Here is a 14,266-nt window from a genome sequence, read left to right as displayed (position 1 = left end):
GTCAGTTTTCGCCCGGACGGCGCGCGGAGGCCGAGCGCGCCCCACGAATATCGGCCGGCGGGCGGATGTCGCCGCCATTGATCAGGTCGGCGATCGGGTCGCGCGGAGCGGCGGCGCGGACAACCGGAGCGGGCGCTGGCGCCTGCGTGGCGGGCGCCGCGGCGCTGCGCGGCACGCTGGTCACGGCCGCCGGCGGACGGATCTGCGCCTCGCGTGGAGCCTGCGATAGATCGTTCGGGCGCGAGGGCGGGACCGGCGCAGAGGCCGGTGTCGCGACAGGGGCGACCGGGGTGGCGGTCGGCGTCTCGGCGCGGCGTTCGACGGTGCGCGGCGTCTGCGAGGAAGCGGGTGCCGAGGCCATCGGCGCAGGATGGCGCGTCTTCTGGAACAGAATCGCGTTCAGCAGGATCGCACCGGCCACGCCGGCGAAGGTCATGACCAGCAGGGCCCGGGCCGGGCGGCGCTGGACGGAACGGGCCAGCCGCGAGAACCACGACGCTTTGCGCCGGATTGGCGCAGCCCGTCGGGCCGGGGCGGACAGTGTCGAGCCGGAATGGGCGCGGGCGGCGATCGTGGACATGCGGGGCTCTTGCTCGGTGGGCGTTATGCGGGTGGCGTCGTCGTATCTGGTCAGGCGGTGAGGCGGACGGGTTCCTTGGTCTCCATGCTCCGGCGCGGAGCCCTGGCGAAGGTCGCAATTTTCACCGGCTGGGAGGTCGCGGCGACCCCGCCGATCGGCAGCCTGACGGCGACGCGCGTGCCGGTTCCGGGAGCGCTCTCGACGGTCAGCTTGCCGCCATGCAGGCCGACCAGCCCGCGCACGACGGACAGGCCGAGGCCTGTACCTTCATGGGTGCGGTCATAGGAGCCCTTGGCCTGGAAGAAGGGATCACCCAATTTCGGCAGATCGGCGGCAGAGATGCCGATGCCGGTGTCGGACACCGAGAGATCGACCATGTCGCCATCGCGGACCAGGGCAAGCACGACGCGCCCTCCCGCCGGCGTGAACTTCACGGCGTTCGACAGCAGGTTGATCATGACCTGCTTCAGGGCGCGGCGATCGCCGACGACCACTGGCAAGTCGGGCCCCTGGACGCGCTCCAAAGTGATGCCGCCGCCTTCAGCCCGCAGCGCCATCAGCGCGCAGCAATCCTGGGCGACAGCGCCGAGATCGAACGCATCCTGCTCCAGCGTCATTGCGCCGCTCTCGATCTTCGAGATGTCGAGCAGGGTGTTGACGACGTCCAGCAGGTGGTGGCCGGAATCGTGGATGATCCGAGCATATTCCTGGCGTTTCGCGTCGTCGAGCCAGTTCTGGACGTCGCTGCTCAGCATCTCGGAAAAGCCGATGATGGCATTGAGCGGAGTTCGCAGTTCGTGGCTGACGGTGGCGAGGAAGTGGCCCTTCACGTCATTGGCCTTCAGAGCCTCGGCATGGCCGCGCTCGCGCTCGTCCTCCACCGCCCGGCGCGCGGTGATATCGCGCATCACGCAGACGACAGCGGCGCCGTTCAGTCCGGGATTGGCGATCCGATGCGCCTGCATCTCCAGCCAGAGGGAAACCGGAGCCTGGGCGCCCTCGCCCTGCGGCACGAAGAGCGTGCGGAAGCAGACCCTGGCGCCAGCGGTGCCGTGGACGGCATCGCTCAAAGCCTTCAGGAATAAGGGCCTGTCGGCGACATGGACGCGGTCGAGCAGGCCACGGCCGTAGAGCTCTACCGGCAGGGCGCCGGTCAGCGCCCTCGCCGCTTCATTGGCGAAGACGACGCCGCCGTTGGCGTCGTGCCAGGTGACGAGATCTCCAACATGGTCGAGCAAAAGCCGTGCGCGGGCATCGGTCGCCCGGTGCTCGAGCAGTTCGTCGTCGCGCCGGCGCAGGAAGCCGATGGCGATCGCCATGGAATGCAGGATCGCGAGCGTGACGAGGACCGGCATCATTGCGGCGGTCCAGGGCGCAGGCGCGGCGTAGACGCCGAACTGATGCAACGCCAGCACGCTGAGCAATGCGGCAACCGCGATCGCGCTGGCGCGCACCACATAGGGACGGGCCCCGTAGAAGGTCGCCTCGGCGGGCACGACCGCGAGCCAGAGCAGCAGGGGCGAGACGGCCCCGCCGGTCATGCCCGAAAGCGCGCAGATGAAGAGCGCGAGCGCAGTTGCGGACACGCAGTGAGCGAGGTCGAGCCGGGCGGTCCGCGAGAGCAGGAGAGCGGAGAGAAGCGGCAGCGCCGCGGCCAGCAGCACGATGGCTTCCAGCACGCCGGGCGTGCCGCGCCATGCGAGATAGGCCGGCGCGAGCCCGAGCGCGACAGCGCCTATGCACAGTCGCGTCAGGATGAAGCGCTCATGGCGAACCCATTCGAGCGAATTCGGCGGCACGGATGCGTGCACCATCGCCGCTACCTGAGTTTTTATCGCCGCTATCTTCATAGGAAACTGCAACGCCTGACCCTTGGCGGGCTCTGACTGCCCGTGTTGGAGCAATCCTCGCCACAGCGGTTTAAGCGGGGCTTAAGAGCGGAGCGTCCTGTCGGCGCCCTTCAAGCCATGCTCGCGCGATTAGCCACGTTATTCCAGCGGGTTACGGAATTTCGGCCACATGATTCGCAGCTTCGCGATGTTGCGTCAGGGTGAATGGAAGCTGAAGATCGAGAGTGGCAATCAATTCAAATGCATCGGGCCGGAATGACGCCATCTTCCGAGTTCTGCGGTTATGGTCGCTGAGGGTTCGGGAAGACGAATGCCGGGGCGGGCTAGACCCACCGGCCGAATTGGGGATCGGTTATGGCCTATATCCTGCGCAGCCTAGCGGTCATCGGCGTCATCGCGCTGAATTCGCCCGTCCAGAGCGAGAAGCATGCAGGTACCGAGATCGGCGCCGCGGCTCAGCGCCTGGCGAGGTCCGCCTCGCAGATCGACGTCGATAGCGCCGCCCAGAGCCTGTCGGCCGCGCGCGAAACCGCGCAGATCCTGGCGGGGCTCGACCCCGAGACGCGCCAGCGCCTGCTCGCCATGGCGCTGCCGGCGCTATCGGGCCGCGCCGAGGCTCCGCCAAGAGAGAGTGCGCCTCGCTTGCGTTGAGGCTTGACGGCGCGGCGCGACGCGCCGAAGACGCTTGCCTCGCGCCGTTGCATACCCCCTCGCCCGCAACGGCGGTCGCGGACCGGATATGAGTGCAAGCCTCGACGACATCATCGATAACTTCGACCTGCTCGAGGAGTGGGACGATCGCTATCGCTACCTGATCGAGCTCGGGCGCGATCTCGAACCCTTGCCGGAATCCGCGCATAACGACGTCAACAAGGTGCGCGGCTGCGCCAGCCAGGTCTGGCTCGATATGCGTCGCGAAGAGGCGCCGGAAACCGGGCCCGTGCTGCATTTCCGGGGCGCCAGCGACGCCCATATCGTACGCGGGCTGGTGGCGCTGGCGCTGGCGATCTATTCCGGGCACACCGCCCGCGACATCGTGGCGACAGATGCCTTCGCGATCTACGAGAAGCTCGGGCTGGCCGCGCATCTGACGCCGCAGCGCTCGAACGGCGTTCGCGCCATGATCGACCGGATCAAATCCGACGCCCGGGCCGCGCTCGAGACTTGAGCCTCAGCCGCGCGCAGCACCGGGCATGATGGCAGGGCGCGCATCCTGCGCGCGCCAGGCTCCGTGCCGGCGGCCGGAGCCCTCCGGGATCTCGAGGCCGTACTGCGTCGCGAGCGCCGACAACGCCAGCCGCAGCACGATCTTGGCCGAGCGCGCAGGCCAGCCCCGCTCGCGCTCGACCTGATCGAGCCCCTTCAGGAACCCACAGACGTCGATCGCGAGCCCCGACAATTCCGGGCCCAGGCGCTCGCACGCGGTGCGCACCCGCTGGCGCGCCGCAAGCGCGCTGTCCGAGGCGCTGGCCGGGTCGCGCGGACCGACGTTGCGTACGCCCGGCGCGAGCGAGGCGTCCCAGTTCATCGTCGTGCGCGGCAGCATCTGGGCGAGTGTCAGGTCAGAGCGGAAGCGTTCGCCAGCAGCAAACTGCGCGGCCGAAATCTGCGGCTGGCCGTCCTTGCCCAGGCGGCGATGCAGCCAGAGCAAAGGGCTTTCGCGCTCGTCCACCAGGACAGCCTGCGCGACGCCATCGACGACCATGACCCGGCTCGCCAACGCGCGCTGCGGCGCGGGTTCTGGCGTTGCCAGCAATCGCTGCCCCCTGCCCGTCCCGTCCCATGCGGCCCGTCCCTCTGCAACCAGCGCGTCAGCCGCAGCGGCCGGTACATATCCGGCGCCGAGGCTGGTCCCGGTCTCGTCGCGGAACAGCGCGATGCGGCCGCAACCAAGCGGCGAGACCACGGCGAAGGCCCCGGCCTTCTGGAGGTGACGCAGCAACCGCTCGCAATCGCGCTGCATGGCCTGTCCGGCGTTCATGAACGTGCCTCCGAAGCGAGTGCTCCGCTCAGGGCGAGCAGCCCCGCCTCCAGAGCCGCCAGACCGAGTTCCCAGGCGGGATCGTCGCGTCGATCCTCGGTCAGCTCGCAGGCGTGGCGGACGGTGGTGCGGTCGCGCCCGAAGCAGATGCCGACGCGCGTCAGGGACAGCCCGAACGCGACATGGGCGAGGTACATCGCCGTCTGGCGCGCCTGGGCTACCGGGCCGCGACCCCGCCTCGTCTGGCGCATGCTCGCGGCGGGAAGCCCTGCCATGGTCGCGATGGCAGCCTCGGTCAGCCGCGCCGCAGCGGTGAGGCCCAGCGGGTCATGATGCTTGCCTTGGTCTATGTTCATTGTATGTTCTCCATGAGAGCGCCGCCGTCCGCCGCGCGACAATGAACTTTAGGTATATATTCCTATTTCATGAATTGCAAGGGCTTAGCTCGCGGGCTCGCCGGCCGCGGGCGCGGCCCAAAAATAAAGGGCCACCGGAAGTCCGGCAGCCCTGCGGTAGTCTTGGTCGAAATCCCGGCGAGTGGACCGGGACCTGCCTCAGCGGCGCTTGCGACGCTGTTGGCCCAGACCCATCTTCTTCGCCAGCTGCGAGCGGGCTTCGGCGTAGTTCGGCGCAACCATCGGATAATCCGGCGGCAGGCTCCACTTCTCACGATACTGCTCGGGCGACATGTTGTACTGCGTCCGCAGGTGGCGCTTGAGCGACTTGAACTTCTTGCCGTCCTCCAGGCAGATCAAAAAGTCGGCAGTGATCGACTTCTTCACCGGGATTGCAGGCTTGGGAGCTTCCGCCGGAACGACGGGGGCTACACCGCCAACAACGCGACCGAGCGCGGAGTGAACATCGGCGATCAGAGCCGGCAAATCGGATACTGGAACAGAATTGTTCGAGACATAGGCGGAGACGATGTCCGCTGTCAGCTCAATAAAATCCGATCCGTCATTGTCAAGCATGGTGAGATCACTCCTTCTGTGTTCTTGGACCTAAAGTCTGTGGTGATCGCCTGCGTCCCGGGACGGTTGTGCCTGTCCTGACAAGGGCCAAGGGTTGGTCAAGGACCCCCAGCCGCAGAATCATCCCAACGGATCGATCTCTCGTTCATCTAGTCGATCACTAACGGCGCTGCAACCCAATATCTTTAAACGAATACGATGAAACACAATCAATATTGCGCGGAGCGGTGTTTTCACAGGTGTTAGCAAATGTTTCCGCAGATTAGTTTCGCGCGCTCGGTGCTCGCCTTGTCAACCGCCGGCGCGCTCTCTACCTCTCGCGGATCAGAAGGGGATCGAAATGCCGCTAACGCCTACGGAATCGACGAAATCAGCGCGAAACCGCAAGCTGCTCACCCCCCCGCAGGCCGAGGTGCGACGCCAGACCCGCATCGTCCACGACACCGAACTCAGCGACGACTATTCGTGGCTGCGCGCGGTCAACTGGAAAGATGTGCTGCGTGACCCTGATGTACTTCCAGCCGACATCCGCAGCTATCTCGAGGCCGAGAACGCATATTGCAAGGCGCAGATGGCGCCGACGCGCGAATTGCAGCGCCTGCTGGTGAAGGAGATGCGCGGCCGCATCAAGGAGGATGATGCCGGCGTGCCGCAGCCCGACGGGCCCTTCCTGTACTATTCGCGTTACCGCAAGGGCGGCGAGCATCCGCTGATCTGCCGCAAGCCCCGCGGCGAGGCCGGCCGCGAGGCGATCATGCTCGATGCCGACAAGCTGGCGGACGGCAAGGATTTCTTCGACCTCGGCGACGCCGTGCACAGCCCCGATCACAAGCTGCTGGCCTGGAGCGCCGACGAGGCGGGTTCGGAACTGCACACGATCCGGGTCCGCGATCTCGCGAGCGCGCGCGATCTCGACGACCGCATCGAGGACTCGACCGGCGAAATCGTCTGGGCGCGCGATGCGCTCTCGTTCGCCTATGTCAGGCTTGATGCCGACCACCGCCCTTCGCAGGTGCTGCGCCACAGGCTCGGCACCGCCCAGGCGGATGACGAAGTGCTGCATGACGAGAGCGACGCCGGCATGTTCGTCGATATCGACGAGACGCAGTCGGGCCGCTTCCTGCTGATCTCGATCGGCGATCACGAGACCTCCGAGATCCGCGTGCTCGACCTCGCCGCCCCCGATGCCCGGCCCGTGACGATCGCACCACGACAGGTCGGCAGGCAATATAGCGTCGAGCATCACGGCGATGAGTTCATGATCCTGACCAATGCCGACGGGGCCGTGGACTTCAAGCTCGTGACCACGCCCGTCGCCTCGCCCGATCCCGCAAACTGGCGCGATCTCATACCCCACAAGCCCGGCCGGCTGATCCTGAGCCATCTGTGCCTGAAGGGGCGGCTCATCCGTCTCGAACGCGAGGACGGACTCCCGCGCATCGTCATCCGCGAACTCGACAGCGGCACCGAAAGCAGCATCGCCTTCGACGAGGAAGCCTATGGGCTGGGGCTCGATGCAGGCTACGAGTTCGAGACAGACACGCTGCGTTTCGTCTACGCCTCGATGGCGCGCCCGGCCGAAACCTACGATTACGACATGGTGACGGGCGAGCGTGTTCTGCTGAAGCGGCAGGAGGTCCCGTCCGGACATGATCCGGCGGCCTATCGCGTGCGACGGATTTTCGCCACGGCGAAGGACGGCGCGAAGGTGCCCGTCTCGATCCTGCACCGCGCGGATATCAAGCTCGACGGCAGCGCACCCTGCCTGCTCTACGGCTATGGCTCCTATGGCTCGGCGATGTCGGCCTCGTTCCGGACGCGCCCGCTCAGCCTCGTCGATCGCGGCTTCGTCTATGCCATCGCCCATGTGCGCGGCGGCACGGACAAGGGCTGGAACTGGTATCTCGAGGGCAAGCGCGACAAGAAAACCAACACCTTCACCGATTTCATCGCCGCTGCGCACGAGCTCTGCCAGAGCGGCTTCACGGCCCCCGCGCGCATCGTCGCCGAAGGCGGCAGCGCCGGCGGCATGCTGATGGGAGCGGTTGCCAACCTGGCGCCGGAACTCTTCGCCGGCATCATCGCCGAGGTGCCCTTCGTCGATGTGCTGAATACGATCCTCGACGACACGCTGCCGCTGACGCCGCCGGAATGGCCCGAATGGGGCGACCCGATCCGCGACGTCGAGGCTTTCCACTTCATCCGAAGCTACTCGCCCTATGACAACGTCCAGGCTCAGGCCTACCCGCCGATCCTGGCGATGGCGGGCCTGACCGATCCGCGTGTGACCTATTGGGAACCGGCGAAATGGGTGGCGCGCCTGCGCGCGACCATGATCTCCGGCGGGCCGGTGCTGCTGCACACCAATATGGATGCCGGCCATGCCGGCTCGGCCGGCCGCTTCGACTCGCTCAAGGAAACCGCGTTGGCCTACGCCTTTGCGATCCAGGCCGTCGGGGAGGCCTGGCCGCAGGCGCGCAAGCCGCTCGGCTGATCAGACGCCGAGCCGGCTCTTCTCGCTGGCGAGATAGGTCTTCAGCTCCTCCATCGAGCCGAACTTGTAGTCGCCATCGGGCGTGCGCGCCTGGATCGAGCCATCGGCGAAGATGGTGAAATGCGCGTCGCCGACCTGATAGGCGCCGACGATGCCTTCATTCGACGCCGCCGGCGGTGCAGGCTCTGGTTCCGGAGCCGGCGAGACGTCGATTTCGGCGGGCTCGATCGCTGCGGGAGGAGCCGATACCTGTTCGACGGGTTCGGCAGGCGTCGCGTCGGCGGGCTCAGCCGGATCGGTCTCGGAGGCCGCCAACTCGCCCTGCCGGTCGGCGTCGTCCCAGGTCGCCGTGAATGTCGGCTCGACCGCATGGTCACGCGTCTGCGGCGGCCAGGGCGGCGGCTGGAGGGTGTGCGCTGCTTCGACGGCATCGTCGACCCCGGGCTCCGCAGCGACCGCGGTTTGGCCATCCTGCTGCTCGAACCACGGCTCGCGGCGCGTGCCCGAGGACGTCATCCAGGTTTCCGCATCGTGCAGCGGGTCGGCCAGCGCCGCATCATGGCCTGAACGCGCGTCTGTCTTGCCGTCGGGCTCGGCAAGCTGGCTTGCAAGGCTCTCGCGGAGCGTGTCGAACTCATCGGCGGCAGCGGTCCTGGCCTTGTCGGCCTCGGCTTCGGCGATGGGTTCGTCGGCCTTTTCAGGCCAACCCAGCCAGGGTTCGGTCCGCTTGTCGTAGCTCGCGACCTGTTCGGCCGGCTCGTGGCTCGTGAGATCGGCCGCCTCGGCGCCTGCATGGTCCGGCTCCGGGTCGGGTTCAGGCAGGTCGGCCGTGGGCTCCACGGGCTCCAGATCGCTCTCGGGAGCAGCCTCCGAAGTGGCTTCGGTGGATTGCTCGCGCTCCAGATCGACCTCGCCGAGCCAGGCGGGCTGATCGTAGACCGGCGCTTCCTGCGGCTCCGCGGGCTCCTCGGCACTGGCCGCTTCGGCATCGCTGGCGTGCCAGTCGGCATCGTCGTCCCGCGACAACGCCTGCGCGAACAGATCCGGCTCGTCGGTCTCGTGGTCGGCGGGCTTGTCGGACGTCGGCGCGTCCTCTGTCCCGGTTTCGCCGGCAGAGACCTGTGTCGCGACCAGGGCAGCACCTGCTCCCGCCGCCAGCCCTGCTCCCGTCGCCAACGCCGCGTCACCTGAGGAGCCGGGCGCGAGGGCCGGCGCCGGCGCCGAAACCTCGCCGGACATCGACGCGACGGAGACTGCCATCATCGCGTTGGACAGGGTCGTCCTGACCTTTCGCAACTCGAGGAGCACACGAGACAGCGCCAGCATCAGGACACCGCCCGTAGCCGCGACAGTGCCGACGATGACCTGCGTGAAACCGCGCTCGAGCACGAGATAGGGCAGACCGTCGATGATGGTCGCCGCGCCGCCGCCGAGAAGGAGAACGCCCACCAGGACGAAAAGGATGATCACTGCTGCATTCCTGAAAAGGCGGCGCGAGGGCCGACGGAACCCAGAATGGTTCCGCCATCATCTAACGTATTGAATAAGGGAGCGTTTCAATATCCCATTCAGGCTATATCTGAAAATCCCGGTATCCCCACGAATCCGGCCGTAATGAGGCGTCCTCCCCAAAGACATGGCCTCACCGCTCGCACCGGCAGTTGCCCGTGACCATGCGGAGGCTTAACTGTTACCCGGAATGGCGGATCGTCCTGGGGCGCTCCGACACCTGTGCCGTTCATCGGCAAGCCATTCTCATTTTTAGCGGTTTGCTCAGCCCGAGCGATCTGACAGCCCAAGGAGAGGCTCTATGACCTTTACCCTTCCCGACCTGCCCTACGCGCATGATGCACTCCAGCCCTTCATGTCGAAGGAGACGCTCGAGTTCCACCACGACAAGCATCATCTCGCCTATGTCACCAACGGCAACAACGCGATCAAGGGCACGGAATTCGAGGGCAAGTCCCTCGAGGAGATCGTCAAGGCCTCCCACGGCAAGAACCCGGCCGTGTTCAACAATGCCGGCCAGCATTACAACCACCTCCACTTCTGGAAGTGGATGAAGCCCAATGGCGGCGGCAAGATCCCCGGCGCGCTGGAGAAGGCGATCGTCGATTCGTTCGGCTCGGTCGACAAGTTCAAGGAAGACTTCGTCGCCGCAGGCGTCGGCCAGTTCGGCTCGGGCTGGGCCTGGCTCGAGGTGAAGGGCGGCAAGCTCGCCGTCAGCAAGACCCCCAATGGCGAGAGCCCGCTGGTCACCGGCGCGACCCCGATCCTGGGCGTCGACGTCTGGGAGCACTCCTACTACATCGACTACCGCAACCGTCGTCCCGACTATCTCAAGGCGTTCCTCGAGAGCCTGGTGAACTGGGACTATGTGGCCGAGCGTTTCGACGCCGCCTCGAAGGCCTGAGCCTAAAGTCAGGTCCGGATATGAGAACGGGGCCTCGCGGCCCCGTTTTTTTGTCTTGCGGACGCTGTGGCTGCCTTCTGTCAGGCGGCGACGCTGTGGAGGAACTGGTCGACCGTCGAGCCCAGGCGCAGGGCCTGCGCTGCGACTTCGCTAGAGGCATCGCGGACCTGTTCGGCGGAACGGCCGGTTTCCTCGACGCTGTCGGCCAGCACGCTGAGATCGCTCGAGACCGAGAGCGCCGACGAACTCGCCATCGCGACGCCGCTGGCAATCTCGCCAGTCGCAATCGCCTGCTGCTCGATCGAGGTCGCAACCGAGTTCGCAAAATTCTCGATCGCGCCCATGCGCTCGGCAATGTTCTGGATCGCGCCGACGACTTCGCCGGTCGCGCCCTGGATGGCGCCGACCTGCGCGACGATGCGGTCGGTGGCATCGGCGGTCTGGGAGGCGAGGCTCTTGACCTCAGAGGCGACGACGGCAAAGCCGCGCCCGGCCTCGCCGGCGCGGGCGGCCTCGATGGTCGCATTGAGAGCCAAGAGATTGGTCTGCGCGGCGATGTCGCGGATCAGGTTCACGACTTCGCCGATGGCGCGCGCGGTCTCGTCGAGCGCATGCACCGAACTTGCCGTGGCGCGGGAGGCCGAAGCCGCAGCGACGATCTCGGTACGGACCCGGCGGACCTGAAACTCGACCTCGCGAATGGCAGCGCCCATCTCCTCGGCAGCCTGGGCCGCGCTTTCGACGTTGGCCGAGGCGCCGTGGCTGTTCTGCGCGGCGCGGGCGGCGCGCTCGGACGATTCGGCGGCGACGCGGGCCAGCCCGTCTGAGGCTTCGCTCATGCGATCGGCATTGCTCTTGAAGGCTTCCAGCGCCGCGCCGACCTCTGCACGGAACATGTCGATCGACTGGTCGACGCGCTGCTGGTGCAGGCGGCGCTCCGATTCGGAGACATGCTGCTTCTCCTGCAGGGTCGCCCGCTCGGCGAGGCTGACCTTGAGGATGCCGAGTGCATGGGCGATGGCGCCGATCTCGTCGCGCCGGCCCATCGCGTCGATCGGGGTGTCGAGCTTGCCGTCGGACAGGCTGACGATCGCGCTTGTCATGCTCGTCAGCGGCTTCATGGTGCGCGACAGCGAGAACCACAGCAGCGGCCCGAGGACCAGCAGGATGGCCAGGCCGAAGCCGATGGTGGCGACGTGCTCCCAGTTCGCCCGGGCGGCGAGACGAGTCTTGTCGAAGCGGATCGCGACATAGCCGATCTGCTTCTGGTTGCCGCCGACCCTCACGCCATAGAGCTTGATGACATAAGAGCTGTCCTCGATCTGGGCCTCGCGGGTTTCCAAGAGCTTCGCCCAGGGTTCCATTCCGAGGGCGGCCGTCAGCGCGCGGGGCGTCAGCGACAGGCGGGCCTCCTCGTTGCGGCCTGCGCTGGCGAGCGCCGAGACGTCATCGGCGACGATGCCGGAGTCGAAATCGGGGTCGCGCCGGAGCGATTCCAGGATGTAGCCGAGCGTAGTGGTGTCGCGCGCCAGGATCAGCGCGGGCGCCACGTTGACGACCATCGTGGTCAGCGCGGTCATCTTCTCCTCGAGATCGCCGCGCGTCTTGGTCTCGTTATAGCGCGCGACGCCGATGACGACGAAGACGATGGCGATAGCGACGATTGCGACCGCCGCGCCTGCGATCTGGCTGCTGAGGGAGAGGCGGGCGCCAACCCTGACCGAATCCGGAGCCGGGCTGCCTGCCGCAGTCCGCTTGAACCATGTCATCGTATTGATATCCCCGGTCGTCGCCCAGCAAAGCGAACCCATCCCATAAGGCCGCCCCAAACAGGATGAACGAACGAGGTAAAGAATGGCTTGCGTTGCGTCAGCTAAATCGCGTTTCCGAGCACCGTCAGGGCGTCGCCGACCCCGGCAATTCGGTGAACCTGACCATGGCCATGCCCGGCGGGGGCACGAAGCGCGTCAGCGCGTCATGCTCGAGCGGGCGCGTCGCGATCACGGGATCGAGCGTCGCCAGTTCGTCGTCGATGAAGCCAGGATGGCACATGACGAGATGGGCCGGCCCCGGCGCGATCAGGAAGCGCGCGAGGTCGGCGCCGAACTCGCGAGCGGGATCGAACGGGGAGACGCCCGAAAAGCCGCGATTGAGCGGAATGCCGCGGGCCGTCGCTGCGCGACGCAGGCCGCGGGCCAAGCCTGAAATGACCAGCGCCTTTCCCACGCCGACACCCCGCGTGCGAATCGCCCGCAGACTGTCGGACGGATCGCGCAGATAGACGCTGCCCACCGGGTACCGCGTCCGCAACGCATCCAGCACCGCCGCACGGACCCCAGGCAGGACATGGACATGCTGGTGGCCGTCGAGAAAGCGCGGGGCGCGGCCGAGCGCATCCTCGAATGCGTCAAGCTGGCGCGCGATTTCGGCGCCGATCTCGCGCCGGATGGCGGCGGAGGCCAGCGCGCCGCGCGCAACCGTGGACAGAGATGGCAGCACACCGCCCGGAGCGAGACCTGGCATCGCTCCCAGCGGTGCGGCGCAGGTTAGGTTGAGGTGCAGCCCGAGGTCGGCGCGCTCGCCATGGTCCGCGAAATCCTGCGCAAAGGCGCGCCAATGCGGGCGGTTCGTCATCGCGCCGGCTGCGGAGAGCCTGCCGCCTTCCAGCAGCGTCAGGATCGACCGGCTGACGCCATCGGTCAGCGCAAAATCATCGGCGCAGAGAACGAAACCACTCGGCATCTGGTCTGTTATTTCCGGTTCATCTTGGGCCGTGTAAAGGCCGCGAGGGAGTCGCCTGCCCTTGCGGAGGGCGCGGCTTCGAGGTTTGTGTGCAGATCGCGTCCCGCCTGTCGAGCCTCAAGCCGGCGTCGGCTGGCGAGAGACGCGGAGAGGTCTTTCGTGTCCGATACAGTTGCCGCCCCGCATGAGACGCAATCCCGGCCCCAGACCGCGCGGCCCGAGCTTTCGATCGTCGTGCCCGTCCATAACGAGGCCGATAACCTGCCCTTGCTGGTCGAGCGGCTGAACGCCGTTCTCGCCGGGCAGGTCTCATCCTGGGAACTCGTCTGCGTCGATGACGGCAGCCGCGACGGCAGCCTTGCCGTGCTCAAGCTTCTGAACGCGAGCGACCCCCGCATCAGTGCTATCTCCTTCAGCCGCAATTTCGGCAAGGAGATCGCCATCGCTGCCGGTCTCGACCATGCGCGCGGCGAGGCCGTGGTGATCATGGATGCCGACCTCCAGCATCCGCCCGAGGTCATTCCTGTCTTCCTCGCCAAATGGCGCGAGGGCTTCCTCAACATCTATGGCCAGCGCGCAGGGCGCGAGGGCGAGAGCGCGACGAAGCGCAACCTCGCCAAGGCGTTCTACCGGATCTTCGGTTATTTCGGCGAAACCCCGCTACCGGAGGGTGCCGGCGATTTCCGCCTGCTCGACCGCAAGGTCGTCGACGCATTGCGGGCGCTGCCGGAGCGGGCGCGCTTCTCCAAGGGGCTCTATGCCTGGGTCGGCTTTCCCTCGACGGGCGTCTCCTTCGAGGTTGCGGACCGGCAATTTGGCGAGACGAAATTCCGATTTGGGAAGCTGTTCAGCTTCGCCTTCGACGGATTGTCTTCATTCTCGACCATCCCCCTCAAGATCGCGACATGGGCCGGCGTGCTGATCGCCATCATCGCAGCGTTTGCGGCGCTGTTCTTCCTGCTGCGCACGCTGTTCTTCGGCACGGATCTGCCGGGCTTCCCGTCGCTGATCGTCTCGATCATGTTCTTTTCCGGTATCCAGCTGATCTCGCTGGGCATGATCGGCGAATATGTCGGGCGCATCTTCGCCGAGGTGAAGCGGCGGCCGCTCTATCTGATCGGCGAGCGCGTTGGCTTCGATGCGCGCACCGTCGACCATCCGCGTGGCGACGCACTGCCGCCGCTGATCCGCTAGGGCTGGCGTCGGCGCGCGACAGAGCGCACTGGACCATCCGG

Annotated in this window: 13 protein-coding genes; 5 read left to right on the top strand and 8 right to left on the bottom strand. The window is 66.7% G+C overall.

The window, feature by feature from the left end; genetic code table 11:
- Position 1: 1 nt before the first annotated feature.
- Entirely contained in the window at positions 2-580 is a 579-nt protein-coding gene (locus tag AC1D2L_RS16195) for a hypothetical protein (protein WP_476846913.1), read from the bottom strand.
- A gap of 50 nt (positions 581-630) precedes the next feature.
- Positions 631-2,394: a sensor histidine kinase gene (locus AC1D2L_RS16190; RefSeq protein ID WP_476846912.1), complete on the bottom strand. Its 1,764-nt coding sequence runs from the start codon at positions 2,392-2,394 to the stop codon at positions 631-633.
- Positions 2,395-2,784: 390 nt separating this feature from the next.
- On the opposite strand from AC1D2L_RS16190, the gene AC1D2L_RS16185 reads away from it, so the two are divergent.
- Both AC1D2L_RS16185 and AC1D2L_RS16180 read left to right on the top strand, forming a co-directional pair.
- Positions 2,785-3,081 (top strand): hypothetical protein, encoded by a 297-nt coding sequence (locus AC1D2L_RS16185; protein WP_476846911.1) that lies wholly within the window; start codon positions 2,785-2,787, stop codon positions 3,079-3,081.
- Positions 3,082-3,169: 88 nt separating this feature from the next.
- Entirely contained in the window at positions 3,170-3,598 is a 429-nt protein-coding gene (locus AC1D2L_RS16180; RefSeq protein ID WP_476846910.1) for a SufE family protein, read from the top strand.
- 3 nt (positions 3,599-3,601) lie between these two features.
- Here the strand turns inward: AC1D2L_RS16180 and AC1D2L_RS16175 are convergent, their stop codons facing one another.
- The 3 genes from AC1D2L_RS16175 to AC1D2L_RS16165 form a co-directional block, all read right to left on the bottom strand.
- The gene (locus tag AC1D2L_RS16175; protein ID WP_476846909.1) at positions 3,602-4,411 is read right to left on the bottom strand and encodes a DUF6456 domain-containing protein; all 810 of its coding nucleotides are present in this window, start codon (positions 4,409-4,411) and stop codon (positions 3,602-3,604) included.
- Complete coding sequence (locus AC1D2L_RS16170) at positions 4,408-4,767, bottom strand: helix-turn-helix domain-containing protein (protein WP_476846908.1); 360 nt, start codon at positions 4,765-4,767, stop codon at positions 4,408-4,410. Before AC1D2L_RS16170 ends, AC1D2L_RS16175 begins: the two co-directional genes overlap by 4 nt.
- A 198-nt stretch (positions 4,768-4,965) precedes the next feature.
- On the bottom strand, positions 4,966-5,382 hold the full coding sequence (locus tag AC1D2L_RS16165) for a Ros/MucR family transcriptional regulator (protein WP_476846907.1): 417 nt from the start codon (positions 5,380-5,382) through the stop codon (positions 4,966-4,968).
- A 340-nt stretch (positions 5,383-5,722) separates the two neighbouring features.
- Here AC1D2L_RS16165 and AC1D2L_RS16160 point away from each other — a divergent pair, with 340 nt between their 5' ends.
- Positions 5,723-7,876 carry a S9 family peptidase gene (locus tag AC1D2L_RS16160; protein WP_476846906.1) on the top strand — a complete coding sequence of 718 codons (2,154 nt, stop codon included), beginning with the start codon at positions 5,723-5,725 and terminating at the stop codon, positions 7,874-7,876.
- Here AC1D2L_RS16160 and AC1D2L_RS16155 read toward each other — a convergent pair whose 3' ends face one another.
- The gene (locus AC1D2L_RS16155) at positions 7,877-9,346 is read right to left on the bottom strand and encodes a hypothetical protein (protein ID WP_476846905.1); all 1,470 of its coding nucleotides are present in this window, start codon (positions 9,344-9,346) and stop codon (positions 7,877-7,879) included. It lies immediately after the preceding gene.
- A 340-nt stretch (positions 9,347-9,686) separates the two neighbouring features.
- On the opposite strand from AC1D2L_RS16155, the gene AC1D2L_RS16150 reads away from it, so the two are divergent.
- Positions 9,687-10,289, top strand: a complete 603-nt coding sequence (locus AC1D2L_RS16150; protein WP_476846904.1) for a superoxide dismutase — start codon at positions 9,687-9,689, stop codon at positions 10,287-10,289.
- Between the two features lie 80 nt (positions 10,290-10,369).
- Here the strand turns inward: AC1D2L_RS16150 and AC1D2L_RS16145 are convergent, their stop codons facing one another.
- The gene (locus tag AC1D2L_RS16145) at positions 10,370-12,058 is read right to left on the bottom strand and encodes a methyl-accepting chemotaxis protein (RefSeq protein WP_476846903.1); all 1,689 of its coding nucleotides are present in this window, start codon (positions 12,056-12,058) and stop codon (positions 10,370-10,372) included.
- A 127-nt stretch (positions 12,059-12,185) separates the two neighbouring features.
- The gene (locus AC1D2L_RS16140) at positions 12,186-13,031 is read right to left on the bottom strand and encodes a ChbG/HpnK family deacetylase (RefSeq protein WP_476846902.1); all 846 of its coding nucleotides are present in this window, start codon (positions 13,029-13,031) and stop codon (positions 12,186-12,188) included.
- Between the two features lie 159 nt (positions 13,032-13,190).
- Here AC1D2L_RS16140 and AC1D2L_RS16135 point away from each other — a divergent pair, with 159 nt between their 5' ends.
- On the top strand, positions 13,191-14,225 hold the full coding sequence (locus AC1D2L_RS16135) for a glycosyltransferase family 2 protein (RefSeq protein ID WP_476846901.1): 1,035 nt from the start codon (positions 13,191-13,193) through the stop codon (positions 14,223-14,225).
- Positions 14,226-14,266 lie beyond the last annotated feature (41 nt).

Source organism: Allobosea sp. P1_B10 (assembly GCF_056406735.1).
Note: the sequence above shows the minus strand (reverse complement) of the source record. Positions and strands in the feature narration are given on the sequence as shown.